Annotated in this window: 22 protein-coding genes and 1 tRNA gene; 13 read left to right on the forward strand and 10 right to left on the reverse strand. The window is 68.5% G+C overall.

What is annotated here, in order from left to right:
- Window positions 1-32: 32 nt before the first annotated feature.
- The 4 genes from sbcB to minC all read right to left on the reverse strand — a co-directional run bounded on the left by sbcB (window position 33) and on the right by minC (window position 3,540).
- Window positions 33-1,523: an exodeoxyribonuclease I gene (gene sbcB / locus FEI13_RS10425; protein ID WP_138181473.1), complete on the reverse strand. Its 1,491-nt coding sequence runs from the start codon at window positions 1,521-1,523 to the stop codon at window positions 33-35.
- Window positions 1,524-1,627: 104 nt separating this feature from the next.
- Complete coding sequence (minE, locus tag FEI13_RS10430) at window positions 1,628-1,879, reverse strand: cell division topological specificity factor MinE (protein ID WP_071944062.1); 252 nt, start codon at window positions 1,877-1,879, stop codon at window positions 1,628-1,630.
- Window positions 1,876-2,694, reverse strand: coding sequence for a septum site-determining protein MinD (minD, locus tag FEI13_RS10435; protein WP_138181474.1), 819 nt, complete (start codon window positions 2,692-2,694; stop codon window positions 1,876-1,878). The genes minE and minD overlap by 4 nt, the downstream gene beginning before the upstream one ends.
- A gap of 72 nt (window positions 2,695-2,766) precedes the next feature.
- Window positions 2,767-3,540, reverse strand: a complete 774-nt coding sequence (minC, locus tag FEI13_RS10440) for a septum site-determining protein MinC (RefSeq protein WP_138181475.1) — start codon at window positions 3,538-3,540, stop codon at window positions 2,767-2,769.
- Window positions 3,541-3,795: 255 nt separating this feature from the next.
- Here minC and FEI13_RS10445 point away from each other — a divergent pair, with 255 nt between their 5' ends.
- Window positions 3,796-6,576, forward strand: coding sequence for a DUF349 domain-containing protein (locus FEI13_RS10445; RefSeq protein WP_138181476.1), 2,781 nt, complete (start codon window positions 3,796-3,798; stop codon window positions 6,574-6,576).
- A gap of 104 nt (window positions 6,577-6,680) precedes the next feature.
- Here FEI13_RS10445 and phbB read toward each other — a convergent pair whose 3' ends face one another.
- Window positions 6,681-7,427, reverse strand: coding sequence for an acetoacetyl-CoA reductase (gene phbB / locus FEI13_RS10450; protein ID WP_138181477.1), 747 nt, complete (start codon window positions 7,425-7,427; stop codon window positions 6,681-6,683).
- Window positions 7,428-7,622: 195 nt separating this feature from the next.
- Here phbB and FEI13_RS10455 point away from each other — a divergent pair.
- Together FEI13_RS10455 and FEI13_RS10460 are read left to right on the forward strand one after the other, a co-directional pair.
- A tRNA-Met gene (locus FEI13_RS10455) sits at window positions 7,623-7,699 on the forward strand.
- Window positions 7,700-7,864: 165 nt separating this feature from the next.
- On the forward strand, window positions 7,865-8,800 hold the full coding sequence (locus tag FEI13_RS10460; RefSeq protein ID WP_138181478.1) for a co-chaperone YbbN: 936 nt from the start codon (window positions 7,865-7,867) through the stop codon (window positions 8,798-8,800).
- A 113-nt stretch (window positions 8,801-8,913) separates the two neighbouring features.
- On the opposite strand, the gene FEI13_RS10465 is transcribed toward FEI13_RS10460, so the two are convergent.
- Window positions 8,914-10,092, reverse strand: coding sequence for a MalY/PatB family protein (locus tag FEI13_RS10465; RefSeq protein ID WP_138181479.1), 1,179 nt, complete (start codon window positions 10,090-10,092; stop codon window positions 8,914-8,916).
- 43 nt (window positions 10,093-10,135) lie between these two features.
- Here FEI13_RS10465 and FEI13_RS10470 point away from each other — a divergent pair, with 43 nt between their 5' ends.
- From FEI13_RS10470 to FEI13_RS10500, 8 genes are all read left to right on the forward strand, one after another.
- Window positions 10,136-10,567: a hypothetical protein gene (locus FEI13_RS10470; protein ID WP_138181496.1), complete on the forward strand. Its 432-nt coding sequence runs from the start codon at window positions 10,136-10,138 to the stop codon at window positions 10,565-10,567.
- A 53-nt stretch (window positions 10,568-10,620) separates the two neighbouring features.
- A complete protein-coding gene (locus FEI13_RS10475; protein WP_138181480.1) occupies window positions 10,621-11,445 on the forward strand; it encodes a hypothetical protein in 825 nt (274 codons plus the stop codon).
- 58 nt (window positions 11,446-11,503) lie between these two features.
- Entirely contained in the window at window positions 11,504-11,911 is a 408-nt protein-coding gene (locus FEI13_RS10480) for an acyl-CoA thioesterase (RefSeq protein WP_138181481.1), read from the forward strand.
- On the forward strand, window positions 11,908-12,378 hold the full coding sequence (gene ybaK / locus FEI13_RS10485) for a Cys-tRNA(Pro) deacylase (protein WP_138181482.1): 471 nt from the start codon (window positions 11,908-11,910) through the stop codon (window positions 12,376-12,378). Before FEI13_RS10480 ends, ybaK begins: the two co-directional genes overlap by 4 nt.
- Before the next feature lie 73 nt (window positions 12,379-12,451).
- Window positions 12,452-12,778, forward strand: a complete 327-nt coding sequence (locus tag FEI13_RS10490) for a hypothetical protein (protein ID WP_138181483.1) — start codon at window positions 12,452-12,454, stop codon at window positions 12,776-12,778.
- Window positions 12,750-13,271, forward strand: a complete 522-nt coding sequence (locus tag FEI13_RS10495) for a DUF501 domain-containing protein (protein WP_138181484.1) — start codon at window positions 12,750-12,752, stop codon at window positions 13,269-13,271. Before FEI13_RS10490 ends, FEI13_RS10495 begins: the two co-directional genes overlap by 29 nt.
- A gap of 79 nt (window positions 13,272-13,350) precedes the next feature.
- Window positions 13,351-13,473, forward strand: a complete 123-nt coding sequence (locus FEI13_RS19660; RefSeq protein WP_275668730.1) for a hypothetical protein — start codon at window positions 13,351-13,353, stop codon at window positions 13,471-13,473.
- Window positions 13,474-13,589: 116 nt separating this feature from the next.
- The gene (locus tag FEI13_RS10500; RefSeq protein ID WP_138181485.1) at window positions 13,590-14,144 is read left to right on the forward strand and encodes an LOG family protein; all 555 of its coding nucleotides are present in this window, start codon (window positions 13,590-13,592) and stop codon (window positions 14,142-14,144) included.
- Window positions 14,145-14,270: 126 nt separating this feature from the next.
- Here the strand turns inward: FEI13_RS10500 and FEI13_RS10505 are convergent, their stop codons facing one another.
- On the reverse strand, window positions 14,271-14,771 hold the full coding sequence (locus FEI13_RS10505) for a hypothetical protein (RefSeq protein WP_138181486.1): 501 nt from the start codon (window positions 14,769-14,771) through the stop codon (window positions 14,271-14,273).
- Between the two features lie 49 nt (window positions 14,772-14,820).
- Window positions 14,821-15,381 carry a tetratricopeptide repeat protein gene (locus tag FEI13_RS10510; RefSeq protein WP_240036494.1) on the reverse strand — a complete coding sequence of 187 codons (561 nt, stop codon included), beginning with the start codon at window positions 15,379-15,381 and terminating at the stop codon, window positions 14,821-14,823.
- Between the two features lie 297 nt (window positions 15,382-15,678).
- Here FEI13_RS10510 and yaaA point away from each other — a divergent pair, with 297 nt between their 5' ends.
- Window positions 15,679-16,458 carry a peroxide stress protein YaaA gene (gene yaaA / locus FEI13_RS10515; protein WP_138181487.1) on the forward strand — a complete coding sequence of 260 codons (780 nt, stop codon included), beginning with the start codon at window positions 15,679-15,681 and terminating at the stop codon, window positions 16,456-16,458.
- 18 nt (window positions 16,459-16,476) lie between these two features.
- On the opposite strand, the gene FEI13_RS10520 is transcribed toward yaaA, so the two are convergent.
- Entirely contained in the window at window positions 16,477-17,052 is a 576-nt protein-coding gene (locus tag FEI13_RS10520; RefSeq protein WP_138181488.1) for an isochorismatase family protein, read from the reverse strand.
- Window positions 17,053-17,180: 128 nt separating this feature from the next.
- Between FEI13_RS10520 and FEI13_RS10525 the strand changes: the two genes are divergently transcribed.
- A complete protein-coding gene (locus tag FEI13_RS10525; RefSeq protein WP_138181489.1) occupies window positions 17,181-17,987 on the forward strand; it encodes a Tim44 domain-containing protein in 807 nt (268 codons plus the stop codon).
- 78 nt (window positions 17,988-18,065) lie between these two features.
- On the opposite strand, the gene FEI13_RS10530 is transcribed toward FEI13_RS10525, so the two are convergent.
- Window positions 18,066-18,266, reverse strand: coding sequence for a hypothetical protein (locus FEI13_RS10530; protein WP_204758396.1), 201 nt, complete (start codon window positions 18,264-18,266; stop codon window positions 18,066-18,068).
- Window positions 18,267-18,724: the final 458 nt, after the last annotated feature.

Genomic DNA, 18,724 nt, shown 5'->3' on the forward strand with positions numbered 1-18,724 from the left:
CTGTCGTTGGTGGCTCGAAGGCGCGGACTTCGTCAGCCGAAGGCCTGGGGCGGCATCATCGCCTCGACATGCATCACCAGCTCCTCGAGGATCTGCCGGTCGCGGTCGGCGAGCGGCTCGCCGTTGAGCCGGTCGATCTCGCGGGCGAAGGCCTTGAGGGTGAGGCTCGAGACGACCGGGTCGTTCATGCGCTCCCAGCGGAAGGCCTCCCAACGCGCCTGCTCCTCGCTCTCCAGGGTGTCGGGATAGCTGCGGGCCCGATAGCGAAACAGCATCTCCTCGAGTCGCGGATCCTGGAAGGCGAAGCGCGCCCCGACCAGGTCCCAGGGATCGGTCTCGCGCACCCGCTGCATCTGCTGGCGATCCGTCGGCGAAAAGAAGCCGCCGGCGTAGAGCATCAGGTCGGGATCGTGGGGCGGCTCGGGATGGGGCGCGGCGAACACCTCGGCAACCCGTGCCGCGACCTCGGGACGGGCGGCGAGTCGCTTCCAGTGCTCACGGCACGCAGCCAGGTCGAGCCCCAGGCGCTCGACGATCTGGCCGTACTCGCCCTGGCGAGGCCCCGAGGTGTCCTTGAGCGCGCTGGCCGGGAAGAGCACCGGGCACTTGTTGATATGGATGACCTTGAGCGGAATGCGCTCGGCGCCCTCCGCGAGGTCGTCGTTGCTGACGAAGACCCGCTCGCGGATCTGCTCAGGCGAGAGCTCCATCAACGGGGTCGGATCCATCGAGAGATCGAAGACGATCACCCCGTTGGGGTTGGTGGGGTGCTCGGCCAGCGGCATCACCAGGGCGCTACAGCCACGACTGGCCGGATAGCGCCGCGAGATGTGCAGCACCGGCTTGCGGCTGGGCAGGTCCAACTGCCGGGAGACGGCGCGCTTGCCGCGCAGGCCGAGCAGGTAGTCGAACAGCCGGGCATTGCGCTCGCGCAGGAGCTTCGCCAGGGCGATGGTGGCGCGAACGTCCGCCAGGGCATCGTGGGCTCCCGCATGGGCGATGCCGTTGGCGGCGGTCAGGTCCTCGAGCTTGAAGCTCGGCGCGCCGTCATCGCGGGTCGGCCACTCGATGCCCTCGGGGCGAAGGGCGTGAAAGGCGCGCACGACGTCGATCAGGTCCCAGCGCGAGTTGCCGTTCTGCCACTCCCGGGCGTAGGGGTCAAGCAGGTTGCGATAGAAGAGGTGACGACTCACCTCGTCGTCGAAACGCAGGCTGTTGTAGCCCAGCGCACAGGTGCCCGGCTCACTCATGGCCGCCTCGATACGGCCGGCGAACTCGGCCTCCGGCAGCCCGCGGCGACGCGCCTGCTGCGGCGTGATGCCGGTGATCAGGCAGGCCTGGGGGTGGGGCAGGAAGTCGTCGGCGGGCTTGCAGAAGAGCTCGAGCGGCTCACCGATCTCGTTGAACTCGGCATCGGTGCGGATGGCCGCGAACTGCGAGGGACGATCGCGGCGCGGGTCGGCACCGAAGGTCTCGTAGTCGTGCCACAGGAAGGTCTGCGGGGCGGCTGTCGACTGCGCCATGGGCGAGCTCTCCGAAGGCATGAATTCAGCGGCCCAGCCTACCACAGCGCCCGGGCAGGCTCAGCCGCCGGGACTCGCGTAGGACGGCCGTCGCTGCCACCCGCTCAGGCCTTGGGAAGGGTCACGTTGAGCTCCAGCACCGAGCAGTTGTCCTCGCTATCGAGGGTGATGTTGACCGCGTCGTCATCGATCTGCACGTAGCGTCGAATCACCTCCAGCAACTCCTTCTCCAGCAGCGGCATGTAGTCGGGCTGCCCACGCTGAGTGCGCTGATGGGCCACGATGATCTGCAGCCGCTCCTTGGCGACCGACGCGGACTTCTTGCGCTCTCGCTTGAGGAAATCGAGCAACTTCACCGGCGGGTTCCTCCAAACATGCGGCTCAACAGGCTCTTCTTCTGGTACTCGTGGAAGCGCAGCGGCACCTCCTCCCCGAGCAGCCGGGCCACCGTGTCGGCATAGGCCTGGCCGGCATCGCTGTTGTCGTCGTGGGTCACTGGTACCCCCTGATTGGAGGCCCGCAGCACCGCCTCGGACTCGGGGATCAAGCCCAGCAGATCGATGGCCAGGATATCGCGGATGTCGTCCAGGTTCAGCATGTCCCCCAGGTCGACTCGGCTGGGGTTGTAGCGGGTGATCAGCAGATGTTCCCGGATGGCGTCGTCGCCACGCTCGGCGCGCCGGGTCTTGGACGCCAGCAGGCCGAGGATGCGGTCGGAGTCGCGCACCGAGGAGACCTCGGGGTTGGTGACCACGATCGCCTCGTCGGCGTAGTACATGGCGAGCTGGGCGCCCCGCTCGATACCCGCCGGGGAGTCGCAGATGATGAAATCGAAATCCTTGCCCAGGGTGTCGAGCACCTTCTCGACGCCCTCCTGGGTCAGGGCATCCTTGTCGCGGGTCTGGGAGGCCGGGAGGATATGCAGGTTATCGACCCGTTTGTCACGAATCAGGGCCTGATTGAGGCCCGCCTCACCCTGGATGACGTTGACCAGGTCATAGACCACGCGGCGCTCGCACCCCATGATCAGGTCGAGGTTACGCAGCCCCACGTCGAAATCGATGACCACGGTCTTCTTGCCACGCAGCGCCAGCCCGGTGGCGATGGCGGCTGCGCTAGTCGTCTTGCCGACCCCTCCCTTGCCGGAGGTCACAACGATGATCTTGGCCAAATGTCACATCCTGTCTTGTCATGAGGAAAAGAAACGCGGGCATGAGCCCTGGCGTCATGCGCTTGGCCGACATCAGTCCAGCGGCTTGATGCTCAGCTGGCCGTCGAACAGCTGAACCTGGACGGTAGTGCCCAGCATGCGCGGGTCGATGTCCTCGAGGCGCTTGTAGTTGCCGGCCACCGAGAGCAGCTCGGCATGCAGTTCGCGGCAGAAGATACCTGCCTTGACGTCACCGTGGATGCCAGCCAGGGCCCGCCCGCGCAGGGCGCCGTAGACATGCACGTTGCCGGCGGCCAGCACCTCGGCCCCGGCGTTGACCGCGCCGACCACCACCAGGTCGCCCTCGGGGGCGGTCACCTGCTGGCCGGAGCGCACCGTGCCGCGGTAGATACGCCCCCTGGCGACAGCGCCGGGCAGGGCCTCGGGAGCAACCTCGGGGGAAGCATCCACCGGCTCGTCGAGCTCGACCTCTTCGGCCGGCACGGCGTCGGCAACGCTCTCCAGGGGGCGCGGGCGCGAGGCTTCCTGGGGAGGAAACCAGCCCAGCCCCAGGGCCCAGGCCGACTGCTTGACCGGGTCCGGCCCGCCGCGCACCGCCACCGGCAGCAGCTTGTGGGCACGACATACCGCGCAGATGCGCTCAAGCGCCAGGTGCGGCTCTTCAAGCTTCTCCACATTGAGAACGACCGGGGTATGCTGGAAGAAGGCCGGCGACTGGCTGAGCTTGCCCGCTAGCTGTTCGCGAATGCGCTCGGGGTCGGCACTGGTCAGTTCCATGACCGTCATCGGCAGCATCCCCCCCTTGAAGGTGAAGGCCATACGGTCCCTGTCCATATTGAGACTCATTGCCGAACTCCACGTCGGGTGATGGTCGGGGTACCACTCAAAGCTAAGCGAGTGACTGCAACCCTGCAACCGATCATAAGGACATAGGGGCGCATTGTCAGTGTCTCCAGGCAGCCACACCTCGCCAGCGTCGAGCCTTTTCTGCCGCCACGTCACGTGCTTAGATACAATGGCATCATGTTCTGTCGCGTTTTTACCGATAACAACGATCATCTCGCGCCCCGCTCGGGAGCGCTCTCCTCGTCAGGATGCCCCATGCCAGGACTCCTTCGCCGCCTGTTCTCCCCGCGCTGGAAGCACCCGGACCCCGAGGTTCGGCGACACGCGGTGTCGCGCCTCGACCCGTGCAGCGATGACCAGCGCCGCACCCTCGAGCGGCTGGCACTGGACCCCGATCCCGGTGTACGCCTGGCCGCCCTGGAAACCCTCGACGACCCCCAACGCCTGCTGACGCTATGCGAACTGTCGGACGCCTCGCCCGAGCTCAGGCAGCACCTGGTCGCCCTGCTCGCCGGGCGCCTCGGCCATCACGACCTGCCGGCACGCATCGCGCTGGTGGAACGGCTCGAGGATCGGACGCTGCTCAACGAGCTGGCCCTGCAGGGCGACAACCAGCAGCTGCGTCTGGCCGCGCTGGCCCGCCTCGATGCGGAGGAAGACCTGGTCCGTCAGGCCTGCGACAACGGCATCGCCGCCGTGCGTCATGCCGCCGCCGCGCGGGTCGAAAGCGAGGCGGGCCTCTCCCGGCTGGCCCACCAGGCCCGGCGTGATCGCCAGGTGGCCCGCCAGGCCCGCGAACGCCTCAATCGACTGAGAGCCGATGCCGCCTCCCTGGCGGCGGCCCGCGCCGAGCGCGAGGCACTGCTCGAGAAACTCGAACGCCACGCCCATGGCCCCTGGGAGCCACTCTATGCCGGCCGCCTGCGCCACCTGATGCGCGAATGGGCGAAGCTTCGCGACCTGGCGGATGCGCGCCAGGAGCGCCGCTATCAGGACGCCTGCCAACGCTGTCGCAAGATCATCGGCGATCACGAGGCCCAGGAGCATGCCCGCCATGCCGACCACCGCCGGCGCGAGGATGCCGACCAGACCCGAGAATCCCTCGTCGAGGCGTTGGAAGAGAGCCTCGAGGGCCTGCATCAGGGCGAGCAGCTCACCGATCAGGACATCGCCAGCCTGCGCGCCCAGAAGCGCCTGATGGCCAGCCGCTGGCAGGCGCTCTCCGACTATCACCTGGCCGATGAGGCGCTGCGCCATCGCTACGACGAGGCGCTCGCCGAGTACGAACGGATCGTTCAGGCCCGGGTGCGCCTGGACGAACGCGCCGACGCCATCGAGCAGGCGCTGGCGGAAGGCGATGATGATCGCCTGGGCGCCTTGGTCGAAGCCTGCGGCTGGCCGGCGCGACTGGCGCCAACGCCGCTGCTGGCCCGCGCCCGAGAGCGCCTGGCCCGGGAGACTCAGGACGACGGCGGCGAGCCGGGCGCCCAGCTCGCCCACTTCACCGAGGAGCTGGGCCAGTTGGAAGTCCTGCTGGAGCGCGGCGCTTTCAAGGGCGCCAGCCGACTCCACCAGCGCCTGCGCCAGCAGGCCGAACGGCTGCCCAAGCCCCCCCCGCCTGCGGACCAGGCGCGGCTCAAGCGCCTGGCGGCGAGGCTGGCCGAGCTTCGCGACTGGCGCGGCTTCGTCGCCGGTCCCAAGCGCGACCAGCTGTGCCAGGCCATCGAGGCGCTGGCCGAGCAGACCGAGGTGAGCGAGACCGAGCTCGACCGTCGCCATCGCCAGCTGGTCAAGGAGTGGAAGGCGCTGGGCGACGCCGCCGCCAACCGCGAGCTGTCCGCCCGCTTCCGCACCGCCTCCGATCGCATCAAGGAACGCCTGGCCCCCTGGCGAGAGCGCCAGCAGGCCGAGCGACAGCGCCATCTGGAGGCTCGCCAGGCGCTATGCGAGCAGCTCGAGACGCTGCTCGAGCAGCCCGCCCATGAGGCCGACCCCGACGGGCTGCGCGAGATTCGCGACCGCGCCCGCGAGCAGTGGCGCCGCCTCGCTCCAGTGCCACGCGAGCAGGCCGAACCGATCGGCCGACGCTTCGGGCGCATCCTCCATGAGCTGCAGGCGCTGATCGATCGGCGGGCGCGGGAGATCGCCGAAGCCAAGCGGGCACTGATCGACGAGATCCGCGAGCTGCTGGCACGCGACCTGCCGCCCGGCCAACGGGCCGACCAGGCCAAGGCCCTGCAGCGTCGCTGGCGAAGCCTGGGGCGAGCACCGAAGGGGGAAGAGCAGGTCCTGTGGCGGGAGTTTCGCGGACTATGCGACGAGATCTTCGCCAGCCGCGAAGCCGCCCGCGATGATCAGGCCCAGCGCCAACGCGCTCGACTGGAGGCCATGCAGGCGCTGATCGACCGGATGGACGCCTGGCACCCCACGCAGAGCCGCGAGACCGACGTGCTGGACGAGGCCATCCGCGAGGCCGCGGCGCTGGAGCCACTGCCTTCCGGTCGGCGCACCGAGGGCATGCGTCGCCGCTGGAGCGGCATCGTGCGGGCGCGCCGCGAGCGCCTGGACCGCCTGGCCCTGACCGAGGAGGCCAACCGCTGGCAGGCCATCCGCCCGCTGCTCACGGCACACCTGCGGGCGGATGCCCGGCACCTGGCCGGTGGCCCCGCCGAGGAGGTCCCCCGGCCCCATGAGCTGGACCTGCCGCCCGAGCTGCGCCGCGCCCACGAGGCACGCAATGCCGCCCGCCAAGCCGGCACCACCGCCGAGGCCCAGGAGAAGCTCGCCCGCCTGCGGGCCCACCTTTCCCTGCTAGCCGGCGGTCGCGTCCAGCATCGCGACGACCCGCTGCGCCTGGCGATCCAGGTGGAACGGCTCAACGAGAACATGGGCCAGGCGATTTCCCGTGCCGACGAGCTCCATCAACTGCTCGGCGAGCTGCTCGCCAACGGCCCGATGCCCGAGCACTCCTGGGAGCGCGAGGTTGGCGAGCTCGACCGGATGCTCGAGATCCTTGCCGAGCGGCCGCCACCCTGAGCCGACACCTCCCGTCCAGACACAAGAACGCGAGGCCGAGGCCTCGCGTTCTGCTATCGGCCGCCGGGGTCACCGGCGGCCGGTATGCTGCGGCGGTCGGGCGATCAGCCCATGAACTGGCCACCGTTGATGTCGATATTGGCGCCGGTGATGAAGCCCTGGTCCTTGGAGGACAGGAAGGCGACCAGGCGGCCGATCTCCTCGGGGGTACCGTAGCGCTTGACCGGTATGGTCTCGCGGATGGCCTCGCGCACCTTCTCGGGAATGTTCATGATCATGTCGGTGGCGATATAGCCGGGCGACACCGTATTGACGGTGATGCCCTTGGTGGCCGTCTCCTGAGCCAGTGACATGGTCAGGCCATGCATCCCTGCCTTGGCCGCCGCATAGTTCACCTGGCCAAACTGCCCCTTGCGGCCGTTGATGGAAGAGATGTTGATGATGCGCCCATAGCCCTGCTCCAGCATGTCCTCGATCACGCTGCGGCAGGTGTTGAAGACGCTGTTGAGGTTGGTGTCGATCACCTCGTTCCACTGCTCCGGCGACATCTTCTTCATGGTGCCGTCGCGGGTGATGCCAGCACAGTTGACCAGCACGCTGACGGGACCATGCGCTTCGCGGACCTCCTTCACTCCGGCTACGCAAGAGTCGTAGCTGGTGAGGTCGATTCCGGACAGGGCAATATTGTCGTAGCCTTCGGCCTTCTGGGTCTCCAGCCAGGCCTTCGCCTTCTCGGGATTGTGATATCCCGCGATCACCATGTAGCCCTGCGAAGCCAGTTCGCGGCAGATGGCGCTGCCGATGCCGCCGGTACCACCGGTGACCCAGGCGACGGGTGCTTGATTTGTCATTGGCTATCTCCCTGATATGAATGACATCAATATGAGGTGACCCGGCGGGCCACCACCAGCATGACCATTATGAGTTGTTGGACAGTCATTTTTGTGACGCCCTCCGAGTATGGACCAGAAACCGGCCCTGGGACGAGCGTTGGACATTGACCATTGACTAAAGGCAAAGGACGTGTAAAATGTGTCTCACGTTGATGCGGGGTGGAGCAGTCTGGTAGCTCGTCGGGCTCATAACCCGAAGGTCATCGGTTCAAATCCGGTCCCCGCTACCAAATTCAAGAAGGCGTATCGTCCCCGGACGATACGCCTTCTTTCGTTGTGCCCGCCACTGTGCTCGCACGCTCCTTACCCGCCGGTCCCTCGATCGGCCCTTGAAGTCGCCGCCGGCGGCCCGCATCTAGTGGACAAACTCACCCTGGATCAAGGCTACCGTCACCATGCCCATCGTCGACCCCCGCACCGGTGAGCCGCTCACCACCGACACGTCCGCCGGCGAGAGCCAAGCCGGGCCCGCCCACGGCCAGCAGGCCGATGTCGTCCTCGACGTCGATCGCAGCAACATCCAGCAGCTGCTCGAGACCTCCATGCAGGTCCCGGTCCTGCTCGACTGTGGCAGCCGAAGCGAAGCGGCGAGCCAGCAGTTGAGCCAGGTGCTGGAAAAGCTGGCCCGGGAATACCAGGGCGCCTTCCTGCTGGGCCGTCTGGATATCGATCAGGAACCGGAAATCGCCGCCCAGCTGGGCGTGCAGAGTGCGCCCGACGTCAAGCTGATCAGCCAGGGGGGCCTGGTCGACCACTTCCAGGGCGCCCTGCCGGAGAAGCAGATCCGCGAGTGGCTGGGCCGCTACTTCCCGGCCCCGGAGGAGGCGCCGCAGACACCCGAGGACCAGGCCGCCGAGGCCCTGGCCGCCGGCGATGCCGCCACCGCCCGGAGCATCTATCAAGAGCTGATCCAGCAGTATCCCCAGCACACGCCCTACCAGGTGGAGCTGGCCCGCACCCTGGTGGCCGACGGCGAGGCCGAGCAGGCCCGCGAGCTGCTCGACAACCTGCCGCCGGAGGAGCGCGATGCCGCCCCGGCGCGCGGCGTGCGCGCCAGCATCGCCTTCGGCGAGCAGGCGCCCTCCGCCGAGGAGCTGGCCGCACTGGGCGAGCGCGACGACAGCGAAGCGCAGTTCAAGCGCGCCCTGCGCCAGCTGGCCGATGGCCAGTACGAGGCCGGCCTGGAGGCCCTGCTCGGCCTGATGAAGCGTGACCGGGCCTACGGCGAGGATGCCGCCCGTCGCACCCTGCTGCAGGCCTTCGACGCCCTAGGTGCCGATCACCCGCTGACGGTCACCTATCGCCGCAAGCTCTTCGCCTTGCTCTACTGACCCTCGATCCGACAGGTCCCGCCAAGGCCCTATCCCGAATCGGAACCTTCGCGAAAACGGCCGCCCCACGGAGCGGCCGTCACCGCCTGAGCCCTGCGCCGGTGCGCGGTAATTCAGCCCTGCAGCATGCCGTCCAGCCGGCTCAGGGCCGCCTCCAGCTGGGCCGCCGTGGTCCCGAAGTTGAGCCGCACGAAGCCCGGCCAGCCGAAGTCGGCACCGTCGGAGAGCGCGACGCCCGCGCGCTCCAGCAGCAGGCGCTGGGGAGAGTACTCGGCCCCCTGCAGGGCAGGCGCCTCGCGCAGGTCCAGCCAGGCCAGGTAGGTGGACTCGGGCGCGCTCATGGCGACCCCCGGCCAGTGCGCCACCCGCTCGACCAGCCGCCGGCGATGGTCGCGCAGCGTCTCGATCAGCGCCTGGCGCCAGGCGTTGCCGTGGCGATAGGCCGCCTCGGCGGCCACCAGTCCGAGCACGTTGCCATCCGGCTGCAGGCCCTTGGCCGCCGCGGCGAAGCGCCGCCGCAGGCCGGCGTCGGGAATCACCGCGCAGGCCGTGGTGAGCCCCGCCAGGTTGAAGGTCTTGGAGGGCGCCCAGAGGGTCTGGATACGCGAGGCGAGCGCGGGAAAGGCGGCGGCCAGGGGCGTGTGGCGGGCCCCCTCGTCGAGCAGCAGGTCGCAATGCAGCTCGTCGGAGACCACCAGCAGCTCGTGGCGCTCGACCAGTTCGGCGAGCCCCGCCAGCTCCTCCCGCGTCCAGACGCGCCCGGTGGGGTTATGCGGCTGACACCACAGCAGCAGCCGGGTCGCGGGAGTGATCGCCGCCTCCAACGCCTCGAGATCGAGCCGCCAGGGTTCGCCAGCGGCGACCGGCGGCCGTAGCGCCGCCTGCTGGGGCAGGCGCCCGGTACGCTCGGCGACGTGTAGGAAGGGCGGATAGATGGGCGTGACCGTCAGCACCCCGTCCCCCGGCGCAGTGAACGCCAGACTGGCCAGGTGCAGGGCCGGCACCACGCCCGGCAGCCACAGCTGCCACGCCGGTTCGATGGCCCAGTCGTAGTGTTCGGCGCTCCAGTCGCAGACCGCCTGCCTGAGGCTGTCGGGTACCTGGCCGTAGCCGAAGACGCCGTGGGCGACCCGCGCCTGCAGCGCCTCGATGACCGCCGGGGGCGAGACGAAGTCCATGTCGGCGACCCACAGCGGCAGCACGTCCTCGCCGTAGCGATGCCACTTCTGTGAGGGCCAGTCACCCACCGATGGGTGGCGACGCTCGACGGGCGTGGCAAAATCGAATTCCATGTGCAGTTCCCGCTCCCAGAAGGCCAACAAGATGACAAAGACCATGCCGCAAGACGGCTTCTATGCCAAGGTGCGCCGCGGCCTGCCCGACCTGGTCGCCCAGTGGCTGACCCTGGGCCAGGGCGATGCCGATCGCCTGGCGCTGCTGCTCGCCGAGACCGCCCGGGTGACGCGGACCGGCCTGCCGGAGGAGACCCCGAGCGGCGAGACGCTCGCCGCCTGGAGCCGCCCCGACGGCGATGAGCCGCCGCTGTGGGCGGCGCGCACCGCCACCTTTCTGCTGGTGCAGATGCCCGCTCGCCCCGTGCCGGCCGGCGACGACGAGGCCTGCGCCTGGGCCTACTGCTGGCTGCGCAACCGCGATGCCGAGAGCGTCGAGGCGGCCGAACAGGCGCTGCCCGAGCACCTGCGCGAACCGCTGGCCGCAGCGCTCCGAGCCGCCTGGACCGACCTCAAGGGGCTGCGTCTGGTCTGAGCCCGCACCCCCGACGACGCGTCTTACCCTGATGATAAGGACCCACTGACGATATGGACGTTCCCCTCACCTGGCAGCTGGCCAAGCTTGTGGTCTCCATCGGCGTGGTACTCGGCCTCTCGATGATCGCCGAGCGTGTCAGCACCCGCATGGCCGGCCTGCTCTCCGGCTACCCGCTGGGCACCGCCATCGCCCTGTTCTTCATCGGCCTGGAGATCTCGCCGGCCTTCGCCACCCAGAGCGCCGTGCACACCCTGGCCGGCTTCAGCGCCACCCTGGCGCTGGGCGGCGGCTATCTGCTCTGCGCCCGGCGCGATGGCCTGCCCGGCGTGCTCGCCGGCAGCGCGGGCGGCTTCATCGCCTGGCTGACCGTGAGCCTGCTGCTGACCCAGGTGGAGTTCACGCGGCTGACCGGTACCCTCACCACCCTGGCCGCGATCGCGCTCTTCATCGGGCTCTATCGACGGGTCCCGGATACCGCAGCCGGCCCGCGGGGCGGCTTCAGCTGGGCGGCGCTGGGCCTACGGGCCGCCCTGGCCGCCGGCATCATCTTCCTGATCACCGGCCTCGCCCACGTGATGCCGGCCGCCTGGGCCGGGGTCATGGCCGCCTTTCCGGTGACCATGTACCCCTTCCTGGTGATCCTGCACCTGACCCACGGCGCCGCCCCGGTGGCCACGGTGATCAAGCACTACCCAGCCGGACTCGGCTCGCTGCTCTGGTACGCGCTGTGCGTCTCGCATACCTACGAACGCTTCGGGCTGCTGGTCGGCACCCTGGCCGGCTTCGTCGTCGCCACCGCCTGGCTGCTGGCCTGGACCCGCCTGCGCGCCTGGTACACCGCGCGCCAGACCCGAGCGCCCAGCGCCGGTACTTGACCGAGCGCTTGCTCGGGGCAAAGCTGTCCCTCCCGAGACGCTCACGAGGAAACCGCCGATGTTCGTTCGCACCGTGGAACCCGCCTTCTACGACACCGATGCCCTGGGTCACGTCAACAACACCCGCCTGCCGGCCTGGTTCGAGCTGGCGCGCAACGACCTCTTCCGGCTCTTCACGCCGGACCTCGACCCGCGCAAGTGGCGGCTGATCATGGCGCGCATGGAGGTCGACTACCGGGCCGAGCTGCAGTACGGCCGCGAGATCGAGATCCGCACCTACGTCTCGCGGCTCGGCAACAGCTCCTTCACGGTGAGCCAGGAGGCGCGCCAGGATGGCCGGCTGACCAACCTCGGCCATGCCGTGATGGTGCATTTCGATCACGCGACCAAGCAGGCCGTGCCCATCGAGGGGGAGCTGCGCGAGGCCCTGGAGGCCCATCGCCAGGAGGAGCCGACAGACGCATGACCCCGGCCGTGAAGATACTGGAGAAGGCCGGCGTGGCCTTCCAGCTCAACAGTTACGAGCACGATCCCCGCACCCCCGCCTACGGTGAGGAGGCCGCCCGGGTGTTGGGCCTGCCGGCCGACGAGGTGTTCAAGACCCTGCTCGCCCGCCTCGACGACGGCCGCCTGGCGGTAGCCATCGTGCCGGTGCCCTGTCAGCTCGATCTCAAGGCACTGGCCCGAGCCGCCGGGGCGCGCAAGGCGAGCCTCGCCGACCCCGCCGAGGCCGAGCGCGCCACCGGCTACGTGGTGGGCGGCATCAGTCCGCTGGGCCAGCGCAAGCGCCTGCCCACCTTCCTCGATGAGAGCGCCCGGGCCCTCGAGGCGATACACGTCAGCGGCGGCCGGCGGGGGCTCGAGATCCGCCTCGCCCCCGGCGATCTGGCACGCCTGACCGGCGCCCGCGAGGCTCCGCTGGCGCGGCGCTGAACCGAGCGCCGCCGGAGCCGAACCCGCTACGCCGCTGTCATATCCCCACAGCCCTCCACCGACGGGAGCCCCCATGGCCATCCGCTACACCCTCTGGCTGGACCCGGACGACACCCCTCGCCACCGCGCCGTCGAGGCCGACCTGACGCGCTACTTCATCGACCGCTTCGCCGACTATCCGCACATCCGCTTGTTCGGCGCCGACCCTTACGATTATGATGCGCCGTTCAATCGCCTCTACGACGTGCTGATGGCAAGGGCCGGCGAGTACTGCGAGCGGGAATGGCGCTACGTGCCCACCCCCGAGCAGCTCAACCGCGCCTTCTTCCTGGCCGTGGGGCACTCGAACAAGTTTGTACGGGACAACGACGATGGTGATCCGAACCGATCAGGCCCCTGATGAGCGCCAGCTGGCCATCATCGCCGAGCAACTCGGCCGCGCGCCCCGCGGCATCGAGGCCCTGGCCGCCACCGACGGCGAGGGCACGCCGCTGGTGCTGCGCATGGCGCCCATCGTCGATGGCAAGCCCTTCCCGACGCTCTACTGGCTCTGCTCGGAGCGTCTCAAGATCGAGATCTCGCACATCGAGGCCGCCGGGGTGATCAAGCAGCTGGAGACCCGCCTGCAGGAGGATCCCGACTTCCTGGCCGCCTACCACCGCAGCCACGACGCCTACGTGGCCGCGCGCTGGGCCTACATGAGCGAGGCGCAGCAGGCGGAGGTCTTCCGCCTCGGGTATGATGGCGTGCTCACCGCGCGCGGCATCGGCGGGATCGCCAACCGCGACCAAGTCCGCTGCCTGCATACCCAGTATGCCCACCACCTGTGCGGCGAGAACGTCATCGGCCAGTGGCTCGACGCGTACTACGGGGTAGCCGACTGCCTACCGTGACTCCGCCACCCGGCCGATTGCATCACCCCGCGACATAGTCCCCGACGACCCCATTCCGATAACATAAGGAGAACTCCGGATGTACCTGGATACCCATGTGATTGCCAGTCTCGCGCTGATCACCAGCATGATCGTCATCAGCGGCGTGGGCATCAAGCTGCTGCGCCAGGCCATGAAACGCGACGCCTCGGGCGCTCGCTGAGCCGACCATCATGACCGCGAAGGGCGCCTTGAAGGCGCCCTTCGCGTTTGCGGACCGGGCACATCCGGTGCCGTGACCGAAACCGCCAGCATGATGGCCCTGCCAAGGAGGAGAGCATGTCGAGATTCTGCGTTTACCTGGGGTCCCGGGAGGGCCGCGACCCGCAACACCTCGAGGCCGCCGAGGGGCTCGGCGAGGAGCTCGCTCGGCGCGGCCACGGCCTGGTCTACGGCGGCGCCCGCATCGGCCTGATGGGCCGGCTGGCCGATGCCGTGCTGGCCGCCGGCGGCGAGGTGATCGGGGTGATGCCCGACCACCTGGTCGAACGTGAACAGGCCCACCACGGCCTGACCAAGCTGGTACGGGTGCACAACATGCATGAGCGCAAGGCCAGCATGGCGGCCCACGCCGATGCCTTCATCGCGCTGCCCGGCGGCATCGGAACCCTGGAGGAGTTCTTCGAGGCCTGGACCTGGCACTACCTGGGTCTGCACGACAAGCCCATCGGCGTGCTCGACAGCGCCGGCTTCTACGCGCCGCTGCTGACGTTTCTCGACAGCACGGTGGAACAGGGCTTCCTGAACGGCCGGACCCGGGCTGAGCTGATCGATGCCACCGCCCCCATCGAGCTACTGAACGCCCTGGAGACCCGGCTGGCCCGCGACGCCTGATCGAGGGCATACGGGGCGCCTCGGCCTCGCCATCGGCACCGCATGACCGTGGCGAGGCCGTGCATCGAGTCCGAGCGTGGTCATGGCGGGAGAGCAGAGACTGAAGTTTTCGGGGCGCCTGTCGCGTCAGGCGTCGGCGTCGAGTTCGAGGGTGCGCTGGTAGGTGAGCTGCAGCAGGCGGGCGTCTTCCCCGGCGCGATGCCGATGGATGTCCCGCTCGAGGATGAGGGCTTCCTTGGTGCGGCTCCACAGCGCCTGCTGCGATTCGCTCAGCAGGATGCGTAGCGCCTCCAGGCGGAAGGCCGGCAGCATGCCGGCATGATGGAAGAGCAGCGACAGCCAGGTGTTGTCATAGCCCCAGCTGTCGCTGTAGGCGATGCCAACCTCTCCCAGCTCATCGTTAAGCCAGCGCGCCACCTGACGCACCGGATACCCCTCGCGCTGCAGCCGGCCGCGGCTGATGCCGTGCAGCAACTCGGCCTTGGGGTCCCAGTGCGTCCACTCGTCCAGCGGCTGGACGAGGAAGGCGCAGGTGCTGCCATCGGCGCGGGCGAGGCCGACCTCGATGGGGTAGCTGCCGCGCCCGAAGCCGGACGCCTCGATATCCAGCAGTGTGGGTAGCGTCACGGGCGGGAGAGTCCTTGGTCGAAGTGGCCGGTGCCGTCGCGGCAAAGGCCTAGTGTCGCGTCTCGCCTCCGGCCTTGTCCACTGCTGCGGCGCCCAGGGCACTCGCCCGCGACGTGGCGTCATCCTGTGACTCATGGAAGCCGGCCAGGCGATCGGCCAGGGCCTGCCAGTGCCCGGCCTTCTCGGCATCCACCGGCAGGGCCAACTCGCCATGGCGATAGGCCCGGGCGAGGCGGGTCGCCGCCAAGGGATGGCCCGCTTCACCGGCACGTGCGTACCAGGTCACGGCGTGGTCGTCGCGCCGAGGATACTGGGCACAGCCGTGCTCGTGGATCTGACCCGCCTGATACTGCGCCTTGATGTCCCCGGCCTGGGCAGCCTCGAGCACATAGCGCGCTCCGCGGGCCTTGTCCTGGGGACTGACGCCACGATGGAAGAGCATGTGCCCGTACTCTGCCAGCGCCGCCGGATGCCCGGCATCGGCACAGCGCTGGAAGAGGTGCATGGTCAGGCGCTGCGTTCGCGGCGAACGGGGCAGCCAGCGAATATGAAACAGCTGCTGCGCAAGCCGGTATTCGAGCCGGGTGAACAGTGAGGATGCCTCTGGCATGGCAACTACCCTGCGTCCAGTGAAGCGGAGGGAAGCCGGCCACGCCCTGTGTCCGGCATCCCTCCTGGCAATAAACGATGGCCTTCCGGGCTCCGCCGGGGCTTTGGGATGGCAAGCATACGCTCGCCCCGTCGGTGACTCAACCCTAGCCACTTGTTACGCCGCCGGGGGCCTGCGGCCGCTCCCTGAAAGGCGAGGTGGGTAGAGGCTATCTCCCCGATAGCCCATGGCGTGCAGGCGACTTGATATACTGCGCGCTACCGCCATCCGGCCACCTTTCCGCGACAGGAGCTCCCCATGCTGAGCGTGATCTCGCCCGCCAAGACGCTAGACTTCGAGACCCCCGCCACCACGAACCGGCACACCCAGCCGGACCATCTCGAACGGAGCCAGGAGCTGATCGAGATCCTGCGGGACTACTCGCCCCAGCGGCTCAGCGAGCTGATGAGCATCAGCGACAAGCTCGCCGGGCTCAACGCCGCCCGCTTCGCCGAGTGGCACACGCCCTTCACCCCGGAGAATGCCAAACCCGCCGCCCAGGCCTTCCAGGGCGACGTCTACGTGGGCCTCGAGGCCGACACCTTCGATGACGGCGACAACGCCTTCGCCCAGGAGCACCTGCGCATCCTCTCCGGCCTCTACGGCCTGCTGCGCCCACTGGATCTGATCCAACCCTACCGCCTGGAGATGGGCACCCGACTCGAGAACCCGGCGGGCAAGGATCTCTATGCCTTCTGGAAGGCGACGCTGACCGCCGAGCTCGATCGTGCCGTGGCCGCCAGCGGCAGCCCGGTGCTGGTCAACCTGGCATCCAACGAGTACTTCAAGGCGATCGACACCAAGCGGCTCGCCTCCCGGGTGATCACCCCGGTCTTCAAGGACGAGAAGAACGGCAAGCTGAAGATCATCAGCTTCTATGCCAAGAAGGCCCGCGGGCTGATGGGCGCCTGGATGATCCGCGAGCGCCTCGACGACCCCGAGGGGTTGAAGGACTTCGACGTGGCCGGCTACGCCTTCAACGCCGCGCTCTCCGAGGGCGACACCCTGGTCTTCACCCGCGCCGAGGGCGCCACCTGAGGCCGCTCATCCAGACGCTCAATTGAACGTCAGAGGGCGCGCCGAGCGCCCCTTGAGGAAGCGGCGGTGAGCCTGCTTGAAGCGCTCGTCGTCGCAGCGCTGCAACCACTCGTAGGCCACCATGTCGGCACTCACCGCCACCGCGCCGGCCTGGGTCATCCGCTCTCTCGCCAGACGCGCCTCACCGACACGACGGCTGGCGGTCGCCTCGACCAGCCAATAGACCTCGTAGCCCGCCTCGAGCAGGCCGAGCCCCGTCTGCATCACGCAGATATGCGCCTCGCTGCCGCACAGCACCACCTGACGCTTGCCACTCTCGGCCAGCGCCTCGGCGAAGGCCGGCTCGTCATGGGCACCGAAATGCAGCTTCTGCCAGAGGCGATGATCCGGCAGCGCCTCCAGCAGGCGGGGCTCGCTTCCCCCCAACCCCTGGGGATACTGCTCGGTGACCCAGACCGGCACCTCCAGAGAGCCGGCCAGCGCCCCTAGCCAGGCCGCCTCCGTGACCGCCTGTTCGCCGTGCTCGATCACTGGCAGCAGGCCGGCCTGCAGGTCGACGATCAGCAGCAGGCTCTTCTCTCGTGACAGGCGCATGGTCGGGCTCCTTGGTAGGTGATGGTGGCGCGGTTAGTGGTCGTGGCCGACCAGCATAGCCGCTAGAATGGAAACTTCCGATTTTTCCCGTATCACCCCCCCCCCCTTCCTCGATGGAGATTCCCCCGATGCGTCACCTCCTCGTCATGCTCATGGTCGGCGTGCTGGGCTTCGGCCTCGCCGTGGACCATGCCGATGCCCGCCGCTTGGGTGGCGGCAAGAGCTTCGGCAGCCAGTCGCGCAGCGTGCAGCAGCCCGCCGCCACCACCAGCCGAGACGCCGCCGGCAACCGCACCAACCAGACTCGTCCGAAGTCCCGCCTGGGCGGGATGCTCGGCGGCATGCTGGCCGGTGGCCTGCTCGCCGCACTGTTCTTCGGCGGCGCCTTCGATGAACTTCGCCTGATGGACATTCTGCTGGTCGCCGGCGTGGCCTTCCTACTCTTCCGGCTGTTCGCCAGCCGTCGGCGGACCGCCACGGCGGGCGAACCGAGCCCCCAAGAGACTGCGGCGCGTCCCCATGCCTTCCAGGCCGCGAGTGCGCAGATGGGCGGCGGACTCGCCTCGGAGCCCGAGTGGTTCGACCGCGAGCGCTTCCTGGGCGGTGCCAAGGAGCACTTCATGACCCTGCAGCGCGCCTGGGACAACAACGACTTCGCCGGCATCCAGGAGTACGTGACGCCGGAGCTCTACAACCTGCTGCGCGAGGAGCGCGACCGCCAGCCGGCCAACAACCGCACCGAGATCGTTCGCCTGTTCGCCGAGCTGGGCGATATCCGCGAGGTCGGCCAGCAGGCCGAGGCCACGGTGATCTTCCACGGCATCATCGCCGAGAACGACGAGGAAACCGAGTTCAACGAGACCTGGCACCTGATCCGTCAGCTGCGCGATGATGCGCCCTGGTACCTCCAGGGCATCGAGCAGAACCCGAGCTGATCACTCGCCACACCTCGAACCGAAACGCGAAAGGCCGGGCAATGCCTGCCCGGCCTTTTCCTTGCCACGATGCTGTAATCAGTTTTGCGCGTCTTCCGCCGCCTGCTCCAGGTTCTCGCCCATCTCTTCGACGCCTTCTCCCATCTCTTCCACAGACTCGTCGATGTTCTCGCCCGCCTGCTCGGCAGGTCCTTCCTCCTCACAGGCGGCCAGGCCGGCCCCCAGCATGGCGATCAGCAGGGCCAGGCCAAGCTTGCGCAGCATGTTGCTCTGTTTCATGATCATCTCCTCCTGAGATATCGTAATCCATTGCACGTGTATCGACGTACACCCTAGCCGCTCACGCATGATCTGGCTACCCCGCCCCTGCCCCGCTCCCGGCGCCCCGAACCAAAACGCCCCCGCCTCCTTCGAGGCGGGGGCGTTGCTGTTGGGGCAGCGCATGACAGGAGGGGTGAACGACGCATCGCACCGGAGCTGGGCGAGCCGCTCTCCCCTGCCCGGTCACAAAACCCTGCGCCCCATATGAAAAAACCCCGAGCTCGCTGAGCTCGGGGTTTTCTCGGCATAGGTGCCTGACGATGACTTGGCCGGCACTCCGGGACTCTCCATGGGGAGGCCCCCGAAACGACGAAACCCCGACCAATGGCCGGGGTTTCTGAATAGGTGCCTGACGATGACCTACTCTCGCATGGGGAGGCCCCACACTACCATCGGCGCTGATCGGTTTCACTGCT

Origin of the sequence: Halomonas urmiana (assembly GCF_005780185.1) — a bacterium.
Lineage (GTDB): Bacteria > Pseudomonadota > Gammaproteobacteria > Pseudomonadales > Halomonadaceae > Halomonas > Halomonas urmiana.

Bases quoted from the DNA above. Each gene is read 5' to 3' on its own strand.
- sbcB (WP_138181473.1), bottom strand. From the start codon at position 1,523: ATGGCGCAGTCGACAGCCGCCCCGCAGACCTTCCTGTGGCACGACTAC.
- minC (WP_138181475.1), bottom strand. From the start codon at position 3,540: ATGAGTCTCAATATGGACAGGGACCGTATGGCCTTCACCTTCAAGGGG.
- FEI13_RS10445 (WP_138181476.1), top strand. From the start codon at position 3,796: ATGCCAGGACTCCTTCGCCGCCTGTTCTCCCCGCGCTGGAAGCACCCG.
- phbB (WP_138181477.1), bottom strand. From the start codon at position 7,427: ATGACAAATCAAGCACCCGTCGCCTGGGTCACCGGTGGTACCGGCGGC.
- FEI13_RS10460 (WP_138181478.1), top strand. From the start codon at position 7,865: ATGCCCATCGTCGACCCCCGCACCGGTGAGCCGCTCACCACCGACACG.
- FEI13_RS10465 (WP_138181479.1), bottom strand. From the start codon at position 10,092: ATGGAATTCGATTTTGCCACGCCCGTCGAGCGTCGCCACCCATCGGTG.
- FEI13_RS10470 (WP_138181496.1), top strand. From the start codon at position 10,136: ATGCCGCAAGACGGCTTCTATGCCAAGGTGCGCCGCGGCCTGCCCGAC.
- FEI13_RS10475 (WP_138181480.1), top strand. From the start codon at position 10,621: ATGGACGTTCCCCTCACCTGGCAGCTGGCCAAGCTTGTGGTCTCCATC.
- FEI13_RS10480 (WP_138181481.1), top strand. From the start codon at position 11,504: ATGTTCGTTCGCACCGTGGAACCCGCCTTCTACGACACCGATGCCCTG.
- ybaK (WP_138181482.1), top strand. From the start codon at position 11,908: ATGACCCCGGCCGTGAAGATACTGGAGAAGGCCGGCGTGGCCTTCCAG.
- FEI13_RS10490 (WP_138181483.1), top strand. From the start codon at position 12,452: ATGGCCATCCGCTACACCCTCTGGCTGGACCCGGACGACACCCCTCGC.
- FEI13_RS10495 (WP_138181484.1), top strand. From the start codon at position 12,750: ATGGTGATCCGAACCGATCAGGCCCCTGATGAGCGCCAGCTGGCCATC.
- FEI13_RS19660 (WP_275668730.1), top strand. From the start codon at position 13,351: ATGTACCTGGATACCCATGTGATTGCCAGTCTCGCGCTGATCACCAGC.
- FEI13_RS10500 (WP_138181485.1), top strand. From the start codon at position 13,590: ATGTCGAGATTCTGCGTTTACCTGGGGTCCCGGGAGGGCCGCGACCCG.
- FEI13_RS10510 (WP_240036494.1), bottom strand. From the start codon at position 15,381: ATGCCAGAGGCATCCTCACTGTTCACCCGGCTCGAATACCGGCTTGCG.
- yaaA (WP_138181487.1), top strand. From the start codon at position 15,679: ATGCTGAGCGTGATCTCGCCCGCCAAGACGCTAGACTTCGAGACCCCC.
- FEI13_RS10520 (WP_138181488.1), bottom strand. From the start codon at position 17,052: ATGCGCCTGTCACGAGAGAAGAGCCTGCTGCTGATCGTCGACCTGCAG.
- FEI13_RS10525 (WP_138181489.1), top strand. From the start codon at position 17,181: ATGCGTCACCTCCTCGTCATGCTCATGGTCGGCGTGCTGGGCTTCGGC.
- FEI13_RS10530 (WP_204758396.1), bottom strand. From the start codon at position 18,266: ATGAAACAGAGCAACATGCTGCGCAAGCTTGGCCTGGCCCTGCTGATC.